Origin of the sequence: Clostridium sp. BIOML-A1 (assembly GCF_009874105.1) — a bacterium.
Taxonomy (GTDB): domain Bacteria; phylum Bacillota; class Clostridia; order Lachnospirales; family Lachnospiraceae; genus Coprococcus.
Map to the genome: position 1 here is coordinate 71,308 of NZ_WWTL01000005.1, position 17,970 is coordinate 89,277.

The 17,970-nt window shown below is 42.5% G+C and carries 18 protein-coding genes and 1 pseudogene; 18 read left to right on the forward strand and 1 reads right to left on the reverse strand.

What is annotated here, in order from left to right:
- Nucleotides 1–71 precede the first annotated feature (71 nt).
- Complete coding sequence (sstT, locus tag GT641_RS05565; RefSeq protein WP_161117020.1) at nt 72–1,322, forward strand: serine/threonine transporter SstT; 1,251 nt, start codon at nt 72–74, stop codon at nt 1,320–1,322.
- An 11-nt stretch (nt 1,323–1,333) separates the two neighbouring features.
- Nucleotides 1,334–1,561 (forward strand): type II toxin-antitoxin system antitoxin, RelB/DinJ family, encoded by a 228-nt coding sequence (locus tag GT641_RS05570; protein ID WP_347562851.1) that lies wholly within the window; start codon nt 1,334–1,336, stop codon nt 1,559–1,561.
- A 199-nt stretch (nt 1,562–1,760) separates the two neighbouring features.
- On the opposite strand, the gene GT641_RS05575 is transcribed toward GT641_RS05570, so the two are convergent.
- Nucleotides 1,761–2,297, reverse strand: a complete 537-nt coding sequence (locus tag GT641_RS05575) for a TetR/AcrR family transcriptional regulator (protein ID WP_008400525.1) — start codon at nt 2,295–2,297, stop codon at nt 1,761–1,763.
- Nucleotides 2,298–2,501: 204 nt separating this feature from the next.
- Between GT641_RS05575 and glgB the strand changes: the two genes are divergently transcribed.
- The 16 genes and pseudogenes from glgB (at nt 2,502) to atpD (ending at nt 17,960) form a co-directional block, all read left to right on the forward strand.
- On the forward strand, nt 2,502–4,403 hold the full coding sequence (glgB, locus tag GT641_RS05580) for a 1,4-alpha-glucan branching protein GlgB (protein ID WP_347562852.1): 1,902 nt from the start codon (nt 2,502–2,504) through the stop codon (nt 4,401–4,403).
- Nucleotides 4,404–4,558: 155 nt separating this feature from the next.
- Nucleotides 4,559–6,430: an aminopeptidase P family protein gene (locus tag GT641_RS05585; RefSeq protein ID WP_347562853.1), complete on the forward strand. Its 1,872-nt coding sequence runs from the start codon at nt 4,559–4,561 to the stop codon at nt 6,428–6,430.
- Nucleotides 6,431–6,594: 164 nt separating this feature from the next.
- The gene (locus GT641_RS05590; protein ID WP_161117023.1) at nt 6,595–8,178 is read left to right on the forward strand and encodes a zinc ribbon domain-containing protein; all 1,584 of its coding nucleotides are present in this window, start codon (nt 6,595–6,597) and stop codon (nt 8,176–8,178) included.
- Nucleotides 8,166–8,378, forward strand: coding sequence for a hypothetical protein (locus tag GT641_RS05595; protein ID WP_008400521.1), 213 nt, complete (start codon nt 8,166–8,168; stop codon nt 8,376–8,378). Before GT641_RS05590 ends, GT641_RS05595 begins: the two co-directional genes overlap by 13 nt.
- Before the next feature lie 488 nt (nt 8,379–8,866).
- The gene (locus GT641_RS05600; protein WP_161117024.1) at nt 8,867–9,070 is read left to right on the forward strand and encodes a hypothetical protein; all 204 of its coding nucleotides are present in this window, start codon (nt 8,867–8,869) and stop codon (nt 9,068–9,070) included.
- Between the two features lie 19 nt (nt 9,071–9,089).
- Nucleotides 9,090–9,692, forward strand: a complete 603-nt coding sequence (thrH, locus tag GT641_RS05605; RefSeq protein ID WP_008400517.1) for a bifunctional phosphoserine phosphatase/homoserine phosphotransferase ThrH — start codon at nt 9,090–9,092, stop codon at nt 9,690–9,692.
- A 60-nt stretch (nt 9,693–9,752) separates the two neighbouring features.
- Entirely contained in the window at nt 9,753–10,286 is a 534-nt protein-coding gene (locus tag GT641_RS05610; RefSeq protein WP_161117025.1) for an N-acetylmuramoyl-L-alanine amidase, read from the forward strand.
- Nucleotides 10,287–10,424: 138 nt separating this feature from the next.
- Complete coding sequence (locus GT641_RS05615) at nt 10,425–11,324, forward strand: Precorrin-6B methylase 2 (RefSeq protein WP_161117026.1); 900 nt, start codon at nt 10,425–10,427, stop codon at nt 11,322–11,324.
- 269 nt (nt 11,325–11,593) lie between these two features.
- The gene (locus GT641_RS05620) at nt 11,594–12,067 is read left to right on the forward strand and encodes an HAD domain-containing protein (RefSeq protein ID WP_021944443.1); all 474 of its coding nucleotides are present in this window, start codon (nt 11,594–11,596) and stop codon (nt 12,065–12,067) included.
- A gap of 62 nt (nt 12,068–12,129) precedes the next feature.
- A pseudogene (locus GT641_RS05625) lies at nt 12,130–12,801 on the forward strand (F0F1 ATP synthase subunit A); the annotation flags it as partial.
- Between the two features lie 36 nt (nt 12,802–12,837).
- Nucleotides 12,838–13,062 (forward strand): ATP synthase F0 subunit C, encoded by a 225-nt coding sequence (gene atpE, locus GT641_RS05630; protein ID WP_008400511.1) that lies wholly within the window; start codon nt 12,838–12,840, stop codon nt 13,060–13,062.
- A 102-nt stretch (nt 13,063–13,164) separates the two neighbouring features.
- The gene (atpF, locus tag GT641_RS05635; protein WP_008400510.1) at nt 13,165–13,668 is read left to right on the forward strand and encodes a F0F1 ATP synthase subunit B; all 504 of its coding nucleotides are present in this window, start codon (nt 13,165–13,167) and stop codon (nt 13,666–13,668) included.
- Entirely contained in the window at nt 13,649–14,158 is a 510-nt protein-coding gene (atpH, locus tag GT641_RS05640) for an ATP synthase F1 subunit delta (RefSeq protein WP_008400509.1), read from the forward strand. Before atpF ends, atpH begins: the two co-directional genes overlap by 20 nt.
- Before the next feature lie 6 nt (nt 14,159–14,164).
- On the forward strand, nt 14,165–15,673 hold the full coding sequence (atpA, locus tag GT641_RS05645; protein WP_008400508.1) for a F0F1 ATP synthase subunit alpha: 1,509 nt from the start codon (nt 14,165–14,167) through the stop codon (nt 15,671–15,673).
- Entirely contained in the window at nt 15,674–16,558 is an 885-nt protein-coding gene (gene atpG / locus GT641_RS05650; protein ID WP_008400507.1) for an ATP synthase F1 subunit gamma, read from the forward strand. It begins immediately after the preceding gene.
- 13 nt (nt 16,559–16,571) lie between these two features.
- The gene (atpD, locus tag GT641_RS05655; RefSeq protein WP_044944676.1) at nt 16,572–17,960 is read left to right on the forward strand and encodes a F0F1 ATP synthase subunit beta; all 1,389 of its coding nucleotides are present in this window, start codon (nt 16,572–16,574) and stop codon (nt 17,958–17,960) included.
- The last annotated feature ends 10 nt before the right edge of the window (nt 17,961–17,970 follow it).

The window sequence follows — 17,970 nt, forward strand, 5'->3', positions numbered from 1 at the left end:
TACTATAAATTAGTTATACAAAAAATATAGAATTTAGACAAAACAGATCGTTAAGAACGGGAGATTGATAAATGAAACAGATCGTGAATATGTGGAATAAGGTATCGTTGATTGCGAAGATAATAGTAGGAATCGTAATTGGTGCAATACTTGGATTGTTAGTACCGGGTGCGACAGGTGTCGGGCTGATCGGAACAATGTTTGTTCGTGCTTTAAAAGCCATTGCACCGATTCTTGTATTTGTCCTTGTAATAAGCTCGATTGCAAATGCAGGCAAGGGGAATGGTGAACAGTTCCGGATGGTTATCATCATGTATATATTGAGCACCTTACTTGCTGCGGTTGTGGCAGTCAGCGCAAGTTTTCTGTTTCCGGTTACAATGACACTTGATCTGGAATCCTATCAGGCGGATGTTGTTCCATCCGGAATTATGGAAGTCCTTCAGAATCTTCTGTTAAATATTACGGATAATCCGCTTCATGCAATGCTGGAAGCAAATTATCTCTGTATACTGGCATGGGCATTATTATTTGGCCTTGCTATGCGCCGGGCAGCAAAAACTGTGAAATCAGCACTTGTGTCCATCTCCGATGCAGTTGGCCGTGTAGTTCGCTGGATCATTGGATGCGCACCATTTGGTATTATGGGTCTGGTATTTACAACGGTTTCAGAGAGTGGTTTGTCAATCTTCAAGGAGTATGGAAGATTGTTGTTAGTACTTGTGGGAGCAATGCTTACAGTTGCCCTTATTGTTGATCCGCTGCTTGCTACGGTTATTCTAAAGAGAAATGCATATCCGCTGGCATGGCGTTGCTTGCGGGAGTCGGGTGTGACAGCATTTTTCACAAGAAGCTCGGCAGCGAATATTCCTGTAAACATGTCTTTGTGCAAACGCCTTGGACTTGACCCGGATGTTTATTCGGTATCCATTCCACTTGGAGCAACGATCAATATGGATGGGGCGGCGATCACGATCACGATAATGGCACTTTCCGTTGCAAATACAATGGGCGTGTCAGTAGACCTTCCAACAGCATTAATGCTCAGCCTGATGGCGACACTTGGAGCGTGTGGAGCGTCAGGTGTTGCAGGAGGTTCATTGCTTCTTATTCCTATGGCATGTTCATTATTTGGAATCCCTCAGGACATTTCCATGCAGGCAGTAGCAGTCGGCATGATCATCGGTGTTGTTCAGGATTCCCTGGAAACAGCCATTAATTCATCTGGTGATGTATTGTTTGCGGCAACGACAGAATATCATCAGTGGCAGAAGGAAGGCAGAGAGTTCAAGATTGGTGCGATCGTAGATGCGGATGAATAATACAACCAGATATAAAGGAATCAGCGGAGACAATTTTAGAAAAATTAGGTATTCCGGTATCAGTTTTTATTGATATGACATATAGACAGGTGATTGCAAGAAATGGGGTTCCTTTTGAATTAAAAATAGAAAAAACTATTGATTCAAGAGATAGTGTGAGTGATGAGGATTTTAATACAGTTATGGCAAAAGGACTTGCACCAGAGGCAGCCGACAGACTTTTGGATAAACAGTTCTGAAAAATTAGTTTAATTTCATAAGACAGATAGAGAGCTGCCACCAGTATATATACTATTACGAAGCAAACCTTTTTTCACGTCAGTCCTTAACGATCTGCCGAATGGCAGGGAGTTTAGTACTGTTACGTGAAAATAGAACGCAAGTGCTTTGCGGAATAATAGGCGTATATACTGGTGGCAGCTCTTTATCGTTAATATATTAAGAATGGTCGGCAATCCTTCCGATGGTATCGGCAAGAATCTCGATCACCTGCTCGGTATCTTCTTCCTTATATTTTAAGAAGGTATGTACGCTTCCTTGAATCAGCAGAGAAATTGTGATATTTTTCTCCAGATTGTCTTTGAATTCCGGATGCGTGATAAAGATCAGTTCCTTAATGCGGGCTTCCAGTTTGTTGGTGAGCACGCCACAGCTTCTGTCATCATCCGGGAAAAGAATGTTGAACAGATGTCCCTGTGTGATAAATGCGGTACAGAGCAGTCTGGCTGCGGCAGCCGGATCTGTGATGATAAGATCCGGATTTGGAATGTCTGCAACCAGTGACGTGATCGCATCATTTTCCAGATATTCCGATAGATCGTAGATATCTTTAAAATGAAGATAAAATGTCTGTTTGCTGATATTTGCTTTCTGGGTCAGCTCCCGGATCGTAATCTTTTCGAGCGGTTTCGCCGCACGTAATTCTATAAAAGCACTGAAAATGCTGTTCTTGGTTTTCTGTATTCTTAAATCCATTGCGATCTCCTGATTTACTATTTGTTGACTATGGTCAATAAATTGACGTTATTCAATTATTGGCTATGGTGTCAGCTTTTGTAATCTCATATAATAAACATGTCTATTTTAATCTATAAATTTACTATAGTCAATAAAGAATCAAAACAGATGATTGTTGCATGGACCGCTTGACCTTACCAACTAGCGGTCCATGTAGCAATCATCTATTGTACAAATACAAAGGAGAATGACATGGATATTTATGAATTTTATTCAGGAAGAAGCTTTGATGCATATAGAGAACTGGGGGCGCATGTGAAGAAAGAGGTCACAGGAAAGAAGACAGTTGTCAGTGGTGTGGAATTTGTCACATATGCACCGAATGCTCTGGGGGTAAATGTGATCGGTGAATTCAACGACTGGAACGAGACGGTCATGGAACGCTGTTATGACGGCAGCTTTTTCAAGGTATTTGTGCCGGAAGCAAGACCGGGCATGATGTACAAATATAAGATCTATCACAGAGACGGCAGCAGCATGGAGCATTGCGATCCGTATGGATTTGGCATGGAGCTGCGTCCGGCATTTGCATCCATTATCCGGGATATGGATACTTATCGTTTCCATGATGCCAAATGGATGAAGAACCGTAGTGTATGTCAGGGAAGTCCACTTAACATCTATGAAGTTCATCTGGGTTCCTGGCGCACAAAACCGGTCTTTGATGAACAGGGAAATCCGCTGACCCCGGAGGAGATCGCAGAGAGCAACCGGGTAGAGGAGAGCTGGTATACCTATAAGGAGATCGCTCCGATGCTTGCGGAATATGTGAAAGAGCAGGGATATAATTATGTAGAGTTCATGCCGCTCTCCGAGCATCCGTCCGATCAGTCCTGGGGCTATCAGAATACCGGATTTTTCAGTCCGACATCCAGATATGGAACAGCAGATGACCTGAAGGAAATGATCGATATTCTGCATCAGCATAATATTGGCACAATTCTTGATTTTGTTCCGGTTCATTTTGCACTCGATGGCTATGGACTTGCCAGATATGATGGCACGGCATTGTATGAATATCCAAGCAACGATGTGGGATACAGTGAGTGGGGAAGCATGAACTTCATTCATTCCAAAGGAGAAGTGCGGAGCTTCTTACAGTCTGCGGCGAATTACTGGCTGTCAGAGTATCATTTTGACGGACTTCGTATGGATGCGATCAGCCGTATCATCTACTGGATGGGCGATGAGAGCCGTGGTGTAAATGACCGGGCGGTTGATTTTATCCGGAATATGAATCAGGGGTTAAAGGATCGTCATCCTTCGATCATCCTGTGTGCCGAAGACTCGACAGACTTTAAGGGTACAACGAAAGAAACAAAATATGGCGGACTGGGCTTTGATTACAAATGGGATATGGGCTGGATGAATGATACACTGAATTTCTTCCGTACACTTCCATTTGTCCGCGGCGAGCATTATCATGACCTGACATTCTCGATGATGTATAACTATAACGAACGGTATCTGCTTCCTTTGTCACACGATGAGGTTGTACATGGAAAGGCAACGATCATTCAGAAGATGGCGGGTATGTATGAAGAAAAGTTCCCACAGGCAAAGGCGTTATATGCTTATATGTATGCGCATCCGGGCAAGAAGCTGAACTTTATGGGAAATGAGATCGGACAGTTCCGTGAATGGGATGAGAAGCGCGAGCAGGACTGGGATCTTTTGAAATATCCGAACCATGATTCCTTCCACCAGTACATGAAAGCACTGAATAAGATTTATATGAAAGAGCCGGCATTATCTGCATGGGATGATGATCCGAACGGATTTGCATGGATCCTTTGCGGTAAGGAAAATGATGTTGTCTATATCTTTCAGCGTGAAGTAAATGAAGATAAGGTGATCGTTGTATTAAACCTGTCGGGACTTGTATATAAAAATTATCACTTTAATTATGGAAATGGTGATACAATGAAGGTACTGATCAACAGTGACTGGAATAAATTTGGGGGAAGCACAAAAGATACAGAAAAGACGATCAAAGGTGTAAATGGAGATTTCGGATTTGACCTTCCGGCATTTTCCGGAATTTACCTGAAACCGGTCGATTAGACATTCGTGAACGACCATGTGTATGTCTGGATATTTTGATATTATTAATCGGAAACTTTAGACAGAGATATGGTTTTGATCGTTGCAAATATACAGAACATTGTTTGAACACATAAAAAAGATCTGAATATATAGAACATGAGAAGGTGAATATGATGACGACAACAGAGAAGCTTGCAGGGTTGCGTGAGAAAATGAATGAAACAGGCGTAGATGCTTATGTGATCACAACGGATGACTTTCATGCGTCCGAATATGTTGGAGCATATTTCAGGGAAAGAGAATATATGTCCGGGTTTACAGGATCTGCCGGAACACTGGTTGTGCTCCCTGATATGGCGGCATTGTTTACAGATGGACGGTATTTCATTCAGGCTGAAGCACAGCTTGCAGGCAGTACGATCGAACTGATGAAGAGTGGACAGCCGGGCGTTCCAACGATCGAGGAATATTTGTATGACCATCTGGAACCGGAAAAGGTTGTGGGATTTGACGGAAGAACCGTCAGTCTGGATTTTGCTGACAGGATGCTTGGCAAACTGGGCGATAAAAAGGTCACTTTAAATGGTGACCTGGATCTGGTCGATGAACTCTGGGCGGACAGACCGGAGCTGTCACATGAGCCGGTATTTGAATTACCATTTTCATACACAGGTGAAACCCGTGCGGATAAGCTTGCGCGTGTCAGAGCGTCAATAAGATCCGCAGACGCGGATGTCCGGGTGATCTCTGCGCTGGACGAGATCGCGTGGCTTCTGAATCTGCGGGGCAATGATATAGACTGTAATCCGGTATTCCTGTCATATATGCTGATCGCAGATGAAGCCTGCCGTTTATATATCAATGATGCGATTTTAAACAATGAAATCATCCGCAAACTTGTCGTTGATGGAATTACGATTTATCCGTATAATGAAATCTATACGGATCTGAAGCGGTTGCCGGAGATTATTCATACGCATAAACAGGAAGAGCAGATGACGGTATTGCTGGATGGCTGCCAGACCAATTACAGATTAAGAAGTTGTATACCGGATGGTATATCAGTGGTCGATGAACCGTCTGCTGTTCAGTTGATGAAAGCACAGAAGAATTCAGTAGAGTGTGAAAATGAACGGAATGCGCATATTAAGGATGGAGTTGCTGTAACGAAATTTATCTACTGGCTCAAGCATCATATCGGAACAGAGACAATCACGGAGCTTTCGGCAGCAGAGAAGCTAGAGTCTTTTCGAAAAGAGCAAAAGGGGTATATCGAGCCGAGCTTTGAAACGATATCTGCATATGGTCCACATGGTGCGATCGTACATTATGAACCGACAGAGGAGACAAATGTCGAATTAAAACCGGAGAGCTTCTTATTAGTAGACAGTGGCGGTCATTACATGGAGGGAACGACTGATATCACCAGAACGATCACGCTCGGAACTCTGACAGAGGAAGAGAAATGGGCATATACACTGGTGCTGATCGGACATCTGAATCTGGCAGCAGCAAGATTTAAGCATGGAACGCGTGGTGAGAATCTCGATTATCTGGCGCGTGAACCACTGTGGCGGTATGGCCTGGATTTCAATCACGGCACCGGTCATGGAGTCGGATATCTGTTAAATGTACACGAAGGACCAAACAGGATACACTTCCGAATCATGGAAGAACGCAGACCGACAGCAGTATTCGAAGAAGGTATGATCACATCAGATGAACCGGGCTTATATATAGAAGGAAGGTTTGGCATCCGTCATGAGAATCTGGTTCTTTGTAAGAAAGCAGGGAAACCGACAGGCAAGCTTCCGGAGGTATTCTTGAAAGAAGCGGAAGCAAATGGAACATTTCTGGAATTTGAAACGTTGACCTGGGTTCCGTTTGACACCGAAGCTTTGATACCGGAACTGATGACAGATCGTGAGCTCCAACGATTGAATGAATATCACAAGAATGTGTATGAGAAGATTGCCCCACATCTGACGGAGGAAGAACGTATATGGTTGGAGCAGGCAACGAGTCCTGTATCGAAAAAATATTAATTAAATTAAAGATGAATCGAGTATTTATGGAAACTTTTAACATGACGCGGATTATATGGAAACTAGATTTCTTGCTGGAAAATGGTGAAAACGTGCATGAAAGGATAATAGAAACATCTTAAAATATCATAATAAAATTTGATGAATTTCAAGGGGAGAAACATATGATCTATAAGTGTGAGGCATGCGGGGGTGTGCTGGTATATGATCCGGATCTCGGAAAAATGAAATGTACACAATGTGGTCAAACAAGTGAACGTAGATTTCGGATGACGTTAAAAGATGCTGATCCGGATACAGAGGAAAAAGAAGACGGAAAACGATCATTTGATGATCTGTGGTTTGGTCTTGATAAAGATCAGAAGTGGCATGGAGAGAAGGAAATCCAGATCAATCCTGACTGGGATGCAGATCTGTTGGCATTTGAGATGCGGAATAACAGACCGGAAGATATATCGGCTGCATCAAAACGGACGGAAGCAGAAGATATATCAGAAAAATCAGAGCAGCAGGCACAAGACACTGCTTATACAGGTGACCGGGGAGAGATGCAGGGAGAACGACTGATGTCGGTTCAGATATTCCGCTGTACTTCCTGCGGAGCACAGATTATGATCCATGGAAATGAGCGGGCAACTTTTTGTTCGTTCTGTGGACAGCCGACGGTTATATTTGACCGTGAATCGAAGGAAGTATGGCCGGATTATATCATTCCATTTTCCATAACGGAACAGCAGGCAGTGGATGCGATCAAAGAGAGATTTGGTACAGGCAGATATGTGCCAAGAGAGATCAAGCATCCGAAGATTGACAAGATCCGTGGAATCTATATTCCATATTGGCTGTATACAGCATATATGAGAAAAAAGGCCAATCTGCATTTAGTATCAAGTGATGAAGAGAAGAAAGATCCGACAAATATCTTTAATGCCGGAGCAGACAGAGATCAATCCTTTTATTCGATGCTGCAGACAACGAAGAAGGTAGGTATGTATCCGGGATCATTTCAGAATCAGAAATATGAATCAGAGAAGAGAAGCTTTTCTGCGGGGATAAATCAAAGAACCGATATGTATGCAGATGCATATGGTAATTTTGACCGGGTTACATTTGATGCATCCAGAAAATTAGATGATCGGCTATCCGGTCGACTGGAACCATATTATATGACGGCAATGAAACCATTTGATCCATCTTACCTGTCGGGATTCTATGCAGATCGATATGATGTACCATCCAGAGAAGCGGCACCGGAGATTCATCAGAGAATCAGTGCTGCGATGGACAAAGCGATGATAGAAGATACAGGAACGACTTACATAGAGAGGAGCATTGAACAGTACAGCGTGGATAAAATTGAGTATGCACTCCTTCCTGCATGGTTCATGACCTTCTGGTATAAACATGAGCTTTATACGATTCTGGTAAATGGGCAGACCGGAAAGGTAGTTGGAAATATTCCGGTCAATAAGCGGAGCTTTATCTCGGATGCTGTGATACTTGGAGTGATATGCTGTACAATTGGGGTGATTTTATTTACCGAAGTGAATCAGGGAATTATAAGTGGTTATGGGTTCTTTTCTGAATTTGGCGGACATTTTGTTGTGTTGCCTTTTGTGCTGGCAGCAGGTTTTTTTACCAAAAATCTCCGTAAATATAGAAAGTATAAGCATGATAAAGAACGACTGACCTCCGATACAACGAAGGAATATGTAAAAGAAAGGCAGGATAAGACATGGATACGATAAATATTTTTTTGTCCGTATGGAAACTATTTTCTGTTATACAAGGGCTCGTCTGTGGCGGTCTGGTTGCAGCAGGCATACTGTTATCATGGATGCTTCGCTCCAATCTTCATGGTGAGACGGAGACAGAGAAGGAATTTGCCCAACAGCACAAAATCTCCTACTACCAGATTGACCAGGGCCACAAGATTTTATTCTTCTGATTAATAAGAGGGAAAATCCTGCATATTTGTGGGGGGAATATCTTGAATATCAGCTACAATGCCGCACTGGCTTCTTTGTTTGAAAGATACGCTTTTTTCTTATTCGATACATATGCCTGATCTGCTCATGCTCCTGTGCAAACTCGCTCTTCGAGCTCAGACATGCACCCGCATTCGCCGGCAATATGTATCTCATAACAGAAAAAAGCCGGATATCTTATCAAACAAGGAAGCCAGTGCAGCATTGCAGCTGATATCCGAGAAATTTTGTATCTTACAAATATGCAGGATTTTCTGCGTATATTGGTAGAAGAATAAAACGTGGAATATAGGCAATTCCTGTATATGGGTGCGGCTGGTTGTAGAAACTAATATATGCCATTCGAATACATAAAAAATACAGCAAGAAGGACTGACAGGGTAATAATTGCAATATGACTACCCATATAGAAAAGATATTAAGTGTAGTTTCCGTGATGAGATACATATTGCCAGCGAATGCGGGTGCATGTCTGAGTCCGAAGGACGAGTTTGCACAGGAGCATGAGCGTATCAGGCATATGTATCGAGTAGGAAACGAAGCGAATCTTTTTATATGGATGGTCATGTTGCAATATAACCCTGCCAGTCCTTCTGCTGGCAAAGGTATTGCAGAATGGCAGGCGGTATATTATAATGAAGCGAGAATGTAGATAACAGGAGGAACCCGAAATGGACATTGTATGTTTGGATTTGGAAGGCGTATTAGTACCGGAGATTTGGATCGCATTTGCAGAGGCAAGCGGAATCCCGGAGTTAAAGAGGACAACAAGAGATGAGCCGGATTACGACAAATTAATGAACTGGCGTCTTGGTATATTAAAAGAACATGGACTTGGCTTAAAAGAGATTCAGGAAACGATCGCAAAGATCGATCCGATCCCAGGTGCAAAGGAATTCTTAGATGAGCTTCGTTCCATGACACAGGTTATCATTATCAGTGACACATTTACACAGTTTGCAAGCCCGCTTATGAAGAAACTTGGCTGGCCGACAATCTTCTGCAACTCATTAGAGGTAGCAGAAAATGGAGAGATCACAGGCTTTAAGATGCGTTGTGAGAAATCCAAATACACAACCGTAAAGGCACTTCAGTCTATCGGTTATGATACGATCGCAAGTGGTGACAGCCACAACGATCTTGGAATGATCCGTGCAAGCAAGGCCGGATTCCTCTTTAAGAGTACCGATCAGATCAAAGCAGATAATCCTGATCTTCCGGCTTATGAGACATATGATGAGCTGCTCGCAGCCATCAAGAAAGTATTGGCTTAATTAAGTACATATAACAAGAAACCTGCATATACTGTAGCAAACAGAGTATGCAGGTTTTTTATGGCTATAAAAATAATGATCGATGCCGGACATGGTGGATTTGACAATGGGGCATCTTATAATGGAAGAACGGAGAAGAATGACAACCTGAATCTAGCTTTGGCACTCGGTGATGCGTTGTCGGAGCTTGGTTATGACGTGGAATTTACGAGAACGACAGATGTCTATGATTCGCCGACAAGAAAAGCACAGATCGGAAATGAGAGCGGTGCGGATTATTTTATCTCCCTGCACAGGAATGCTGCACCGTATCCGAACAAATATAGCGGGGTGGAAACCTTGGTTTATAATACATCAGGGATTGCATATGAAATGGCAGAAAATGTGGATGCAGAGCTTGCAAAGATCGGATTTGAGAATCTGGGAGTTGAGGAACGGAAGAATCTGGCTGTTCTGCGCCGGACAACGATGCCGGCAATTCTGATCGAGACCGGATTTATTGACAGTGATAAGGATAATTATCTGTTTGATTATCGGTTTGAAGATATCGTGAATGCGATCGCACTCGGAATTGATGAAACACTTCGTGGATAGATGTGTGAAAAACGCACAAAAGAATTTACAGTTAACGAGAAAAATTGTATAATTATAAAGACTGTTTTAGAAAACGACAATCCGGTTGGAGAAGGTTATCTGATTGGAAAATACGATAGAAAAGTGGGGTAGAAAACAATGAAAAATACGTTCAGTAATTCAGGCATGTTGAACTGGCTTGGCTTCTTTGCAAATAAGATGGATGTCAGCCCGGAGAAGATAAAGATGCTTAATATCTGCGGCAGGCAGAAAAATGTCGTGCCAACGATTGATACACATAAGCGGGTTCTGATCTATACCGATGCCAGTCATGAAGATCTCTTCTATACATTATGGGAAGCGGGATTTGGCGAATATGATATCTGGATCGGCGAAGGAACAGAGCCGGGAAGTGAACTTACAAATGCAAAACTCAAGAATGTTATTAATAAGAAGATATCCAAACCGACGGTTGTCTTTATTGTAAACGAGAAGACCAGAGAATCCGTTCGGTACGGTATGAAGAATGATCTGTTTACAAAGGGATCGGTTCATTATGTATGCAATGAGATCCGCGCGGTTATCATGAGTATTCTCGGTGTAGATACCCATGACACGATTCTTGCGCTGATGGCAGAGAGTATCGTTATCGAAGCTGCGATCACAGCGAGCGAAGGTCAGATCATTGCAGTAGAGCCGGACAGCGGTTCCAGAAGATCTATGGAGGAAAATGTTGAGAAGTTTGGAGTTCATAACGTGCAGATCATTCCGGATATGAGCGAAGAATCCTTAAGTAAGATTCCGGTACCAAGACTTGCATTTATCGTTGCGAATCATTATCTGGAATCTGATATTGAACGCCTGCTTGCGATCAATCCGCAGATGCAGTTTGTTATCTACACATTAGATCTTGGTATCCTTGCAGAGACCAAGCTGATCTTTGACAAATTCGGTATTCGGAATATGGAAGCGTTACAGATCAACGTATCCAAGACAAATAAAGAAAATGTATTTGTTGCTCAGCCGGCACCATGGATCATTACAGGTGGGGCTGAATAGAATACAGATATTCAGAAATAAAGCCCCATTCTCCGGTAAGAGTTTTCTTCTGTTTTATGGACAACGTAAAAAACAGAAGAAAGCCTGAAAAGGATGGGGCTATTTTACTTTACAGAGTAGAATCAGTTATGATTTTTTATAAAAAGTTTAGAAATATATTTTTTATTAATAAATTAATAAAAGGTGAAAAATAAAAAATGGTGTGCTATAATACGTTGTTGTTTAAAGGACAACTGGAAGCACATGGAAGAATGCAGGAGGAAATCTAAATGAAAGTCATTTTTTTCGACATTGACGGTGTGTTAAATTCAAACAAATTCATCTGTAACAATCCGGGTGAAACCGTTGACAGAAAAAATGTAAAAAACCTTGCAGATGTTGTAAAGGCAACAGATGCGAAGCTGGTAGCGATCTTTAACTGGCGGAAAGAGGTTATGAAAGATCCGGTATGTGACGAGAGAGCACAGGAGCTGATCCTGAAGCTTAAGGAGGAAGGTCTCGTTATATCAGATGTAACTCCGCCGCAGGAACATATATCCGGCAAGTATGAGGATTATGGACGGTGCTTTGAGGTTAAGGACTATGTAGACCAACACGATGTGGACAGGCTGGTGATCTTAGATGACATGGATTCAGACTGGGACAGAGTTGGACTTGCTGATTACTGGATCAATACGGAGAATACGGTAAAAGGATTTTCCGAGAGTGATGCAAGAGAAGTAATAAATATCCTTAACAGTTAGTATGCCCTTTGAAAAAATTACATGAGAGGAAGTGAAGACCTACGGGTGACCTTGCAGAAAAGTTAACAGAGGAGCTGAATTGCGAGACTCTCTTTACCATTCCAATTTTTGGTGGAATCCCGATCTCGGAATCAATCGTGGTAACATGGATCATTATGGCGGTACTTGTTCTGTTGTCCGTTATACTTGTCCGGAATCTGAAAGTTGAGAATCCGGGAAAGAAACAGCTTGCTCTGGAGTCGATCATTACGACATTTAATAATCTGTTTAGTGACGTTATGGGAGAAAAAGGTAAGGCATATATACCGTATCTGATCACTGTCATTTTGTATATCGGAATGGCAAATATCGCAGGTATATTTGGATTTAAACCACCAACCAAGGATCTGAACGTAACAGCAGCACTGGCGATCATGAGTATAGTCATGGTTCAGGTTGTCTGTATCAGAAGCAGGGGACCGAAAGGCTGGCTTAAGAGCTTTGCAGAGCCGGTAGCAATAGTAGCACCTATAAATGTAATGGAGATTGTAATAAAACCATTGTCGTTATGTATGCGATTGTTCGGCAATGTTTTAGGTGCATTTGTTGTAATGAAATTAATTGAGGCGGTAGCGCCTGTCATTGTGCCTATTCCGTTAAGCCTTTATTTTGATATCTTTGATGGCTTACTTCAGGCATTTGTATTCACATTCTTAACTGCACTCTACATGCAGGAAGGATTGGGAGAAGACTAAGATTAAAATAAGGAAAATGAAAAGGAGATAATAATTATGAATACAGTAATCGCAATTGGAGCTGCTATAGCAGTATTAACAGGTATTGGAGCAGGTATCGGACTTGGAATCGCAACATCAAAGGCAGTAGAAGCAGTAGCAAGACAGCCGGAAGCAGACAGTAAGATCACAAAGCTTCTGATCATCGGTGGAGCACTTGCAGAGGCAACAGCCGTTTACGGTCTGGTAATTGGTCTTTTGATCATTCTTCTTCTGAAATAATATTTATAAGAATATGATGATTGCGACACTATATCATAATAGATATTAAGGAATCGTAATTGTCGGATAACGAAAACAGACAGAAAGGCAGGAGGTCATTAAATGATAAATTTAAGTGTCTCGTCCATAGCCATAACCATAATTAATATTATAGTTTTGTTTCTTCTGTTAAAGAAATTCCTGATCGGTCCGATCAATAAGATCATGGCAGAACGTGAAGAGATGATCAAATCCTCGATCGCGAATGCCAATCAGACGAAGGATGATGCCATGAAACTGAAGCAGCAATATGAAGATACTCTCGCAGGTGTTCAGGATGAATGTGATACCATGCGGGATAAATCCAGACAGGCTGCACAGAATGAATATAACAGGATTGTGGCAGATGCAGGCGAGAAATCAAACCGTATGATCAAGGATGCGGAAAAAACTATAGAAGTACAGCGTGAAAAGGCTTTGAGCGATATGGAATCTCAGGTTGCAGAGCTTGCAATGTCGGCAGCGGCTAAGATTCTGGGTGAAGACTCAAATGACGCGAAAAATCAGTCACTATATGATGAGTTTATAGAAAAAGCAGGTGAGGCCCATGACACAGAAAGCAATTAATTATGCTGAAGTTTTGTGCGAGCTGAATATTGATGCGGCTGAGCTTTCAGACATGGAAGCAGTTGTCAGGGAGAATCCTGAATTACAGGAGGCACTTACGTGTCCGGTTGTCAGCAGAGAAAAGAAATCAGAAATCATCGATAAGATATTCGACGGTTCAAAGACTACGGTAAAATTCTTAAAGGTACTTTGCAACAATTCTGATTTTGATCAGTTCTTTGAGATATGCAGAGAATACAGAGTTCTTATAAAGAAGAAGGCGGATGTCCTTCTTGCAACCCTTTATTATGTGACACCTCCAACGGAGGCACAGAAGAAGGGGATTGAAGATTTTCTGAAAAAGAAATATAAGACCTCAGATGTGGAACTGACATTGGAGAAGAACGACAGTCTGATTGGAGGCTTTATTATTAAGGTCGGAAATAAGGAATATGACTGGAGTCTGGCAGGCAGATGTAAGCGGCTTACACAAAGATTGGTTACGAGGTGATAAGATTTGAGTTCAATAAGTTCAGGAGATATTATCTCCATACTGAAAAGTGAGATAGAGAATTTTGACTTCGACACCCGGGACAAAGAAGTAGGAACTGTCATCTGGGTAGGAGATGGAATAGTAACGATATATGGTATTGATAATGCCATGTATGGTGAGATTGTAGTATTTGAAAATGGTATCAAGGGTATGGTACAGGATATCAGAAGAACCGAGATCGGATGTATCCTGTTCGGAAAAGATACCGGAATAAAAGAAGGTACAAAGGTTACCAGAACAGGTAAGAGAGCCGGCGTACCGGTAGGTGAAGAATTCCTTGGAAGAATCATCAATGCATTGGGTGCACCAATTGATGGTAAGGGAGCGATCAAAGAGGCAGATTACATGCCGGTTGAGCAGGAAGCACCAAGTATCGCAGACAGACAGTCGGTCAATGAACCACTTCAGACCGGTATCCTGTCGATCGATTCCATGTTCCCGATCGGTAAAGGACAGCGTGAGCTGATCATCGGTGATCGTCAGACCGGTAAGACTTCGATCGCACTTGATACGATCATCAACCAGCGTGGAAAGGATGTTGTTTGTATCTATGTAGCGATCGGTCAGAAGGCATCCACCGTTGCAAAGATTGTTTCCACACTTGAGAAAAACGATGCAATGGACTATACGATCATTGTAGCATCAACAGCCAGTGATCCTGCACCGCTTCAGTATATAGCACCATATGCAGGAACATCGATGGCAGAATATTTTATGCATAAGGGAAAAGACGTGCTCATCGTATACGATGATCTGTCAAAGCATGCAGTAGCATACAGAACACTGTCCCTGTTACTTGGACGTTCCCCTGGACGTGAGGCATATCCAGGTGATGTATTCTATCTGCATTCCAGACTGCTTGAGCGTTCCAGTAAGTTAAAGGATTCATTAGGCGGTGGTTCGATCACAGCCCTTCCTATTATAGAGACACAGGCAGGTGATGTATCTGCATACATCCCTACAAATGTTATCTCCATCACGGATGGTCAGATCTTCCTTGAGAGTGATCTGTTTTTCTCCGGTATGCGTCCTGCGGTAAATGTAGGATTGTCTGTATCCCGTGTCGGTGGTGCAGCGCAGACCAAGGCTATGAAGAAAGCAACCGGTACCGTTCGTATCGATCTTGCACAGTTCCGTGAGATGGAAGTATTTACCCAGTTCAGTTCCGATCTGGATGAGAATACAAAGGAGCAGCTTACTTATGGTAAGGGACTGATGGAGTTGTTAAAACAGCCGTTATGTCATCCGCTTAGTATGGCAGAGCAGGTTATTACACTGGTTGCAGCAACAAATAAGCTGTTCTTAAATGTAGATATCAAGAAAGTAAAGCAGACACAGATGGATATGCTTGCATATTTCAAGGATGCAGAACCGGATGTTATCAAAGAGATTGAAGAAGGAAAGGTTCTTACAGATGATCTGAAAGAACATATTCTTGAAGCAGGAAAAGAGTTTATGAAGAGGGTGGAGTAATTGGCAAGTACCAAAGAAATCCAAAACAGAATAAAAAGCATTAAGGATACAATGAAGATCACAAATGCCATGTACATGATCTCTTCTTCCAAACTGAAAAAAGCGAAGAAGGATCTGGAGAATACGGAACCGTATTTCTATACTTTACAGGTTTCTCTGGCACGACTGTTACGACATCTTCCTGATATGGATCATCTTTATTTCGAAAATGAAGACGATGAAAAGAAGGAAAATCCGAAAAGAGGTTATATTGTGGTTACAGCCGATAAGGGCATGGCAGGTGCATATAACCATAATATCATTAAGATCGCAGAAGAAGAACTGGCAAATCACCCGGACAGCGAATTATATGTTGTCGGACAGGTGGGAAGACATTATTTTGCAAGGAAGAATGTGCCGGTTGATATTCATTTCCAGTATACAGCACAGAACCCAAGTCTTCACAGAGCAAGGGTTATTGCGGATAAGATGCTGGAAAACTATGAAAGCGGTAAGATCGATGAAGTCTATATCATTTATACGAAGATGATAAATAGTGTAACGGCAGAGCCGGAGATGATCCAGCTTCTTCCGTTCAGAAAGATAGATTTCAAGATCTCACAGGCGGATGTCTATCATGAGGAGATCATCATTGAACCTTCTCCGAGAGCGGTCATGGATCGAATTGTTCCGAATTATATTACAGGTTTCATATATGGAGCACTGGTTGAATCCTTCTGTAGTGAACAGAATTCCCGAATGATGGCAATGGATTCTGCAACCAGAAGTGCGAAAGATATGTTAGCTGATCTCAGTATTAAATACAACAGAGCCAGACAGGCTGCGATCACGCAGGAGATTACCGAGGTAGTTGGTGGTGCGAAGGCTCTGCAGAATAAGAAATAGGAGGTCTGATGTTTTGAAAAACGGTAAAATAGTACAGGTCATGGGACCTGTTGTAGACGTAGAATTTCCGGATAATGATTTACCAAACATCAAGGATGCTCTGGAAGTTGATAATCATGGAAAGAAATGCATAATGGAAGCTGCACAGCACATCGGAAATAATACCGTCAGATGCATCATGCTGGCAGCAAGCGAGGGCTTATCCAGAGATATGGAGGTTGTTCCGACAGGATCAGGAATCAAGGTTCCGGTTGGTACAGATACCCTTGGCAGATTATTTAATGTAACCGGTGACACTCTGGACGGTGGACCGAATCTGGCAGATACAGAGCACTGGGTCATCCACAGAGATCCTCCGTCATTTGAGGATCAGAGCCCTGTTGTTGAGATTCTCGAAACAGGTATCAAGGTTATCGATCTTCTTGCCCCATATGCCAAAGGTGGTAAGATTGGTCTGTTCGGTGGTGCCGGTGTAGGTAAGACCGTTCTGATCCAGGAGCTGATCCAGAATGTAGCAACAGAGCATGGCGGATATTCTATCTTCACTGGTGTCGGTGAGCGTTCCAGAGAGGGTAATGACCTCTGGACAGAGATGAAAGAGTCAGGGGTATTGTCCAAGACAGCCTTAGTGTTTGGACAGATGAACGAGCCACCTGGAGCAAGAATGCGTGTTGCGGAAACAGGACTTACGATGGCAGAATATTTCCGTGACGTAAATCATCAGGATGTGTTATTATTTATAGATAATATCTTCCGTTTTGTACAGGCGGGATCAGAGGTTTCTTCCCTGCTTGGACGTATGCCATCCGCAGTTGGTTATCAGCCAACTCTGGCAAATGAGCTTGGTGAATTGCAGGAGCGAATCGCTTCTACAAAATCAGGATCCGTTACTTCCGTACAGGCAGTTTATGTGCCTGCCGATGACTTGACAGATCCGGCTCCGGCAACTACATTTGCACATCTGGATGCGACAACCGTTCTTTCCAGAAAGATCGTAGAACAGGGTATCTATCCTGCTGTTGATCCTCTGGAATCCAATTCCCGTATTCTGGAGGTGGACGTTGTCGGCGAAGAACATTATAATGTAGCCAGAGGCGTTCAGGAGATTCTTCAGAAATACAGAGAATTACAGGATATCATCGCAATTCTTGGTATGGAAGAATTATCAGAGGAAGATAAGATTACGGTTACAAGAGCACGTAAGGTGCAGAAGTTCTTATCACAGCCATTCCATGTAGCAGAGAACTTTACAGGTGTTCCGGGAAAATATGTACCTCTTAAAGAAACAGTAAAGGGCTTTAAGGCTATCTTAGACGGTGAGATGGATGAATATCCTGAGTGGGCATTCTTTAACGTAGGCGGAATCGAAGAAGTCAAAGAAAAAGCCGCAAAGGGACAGTAGGATAAAGGAG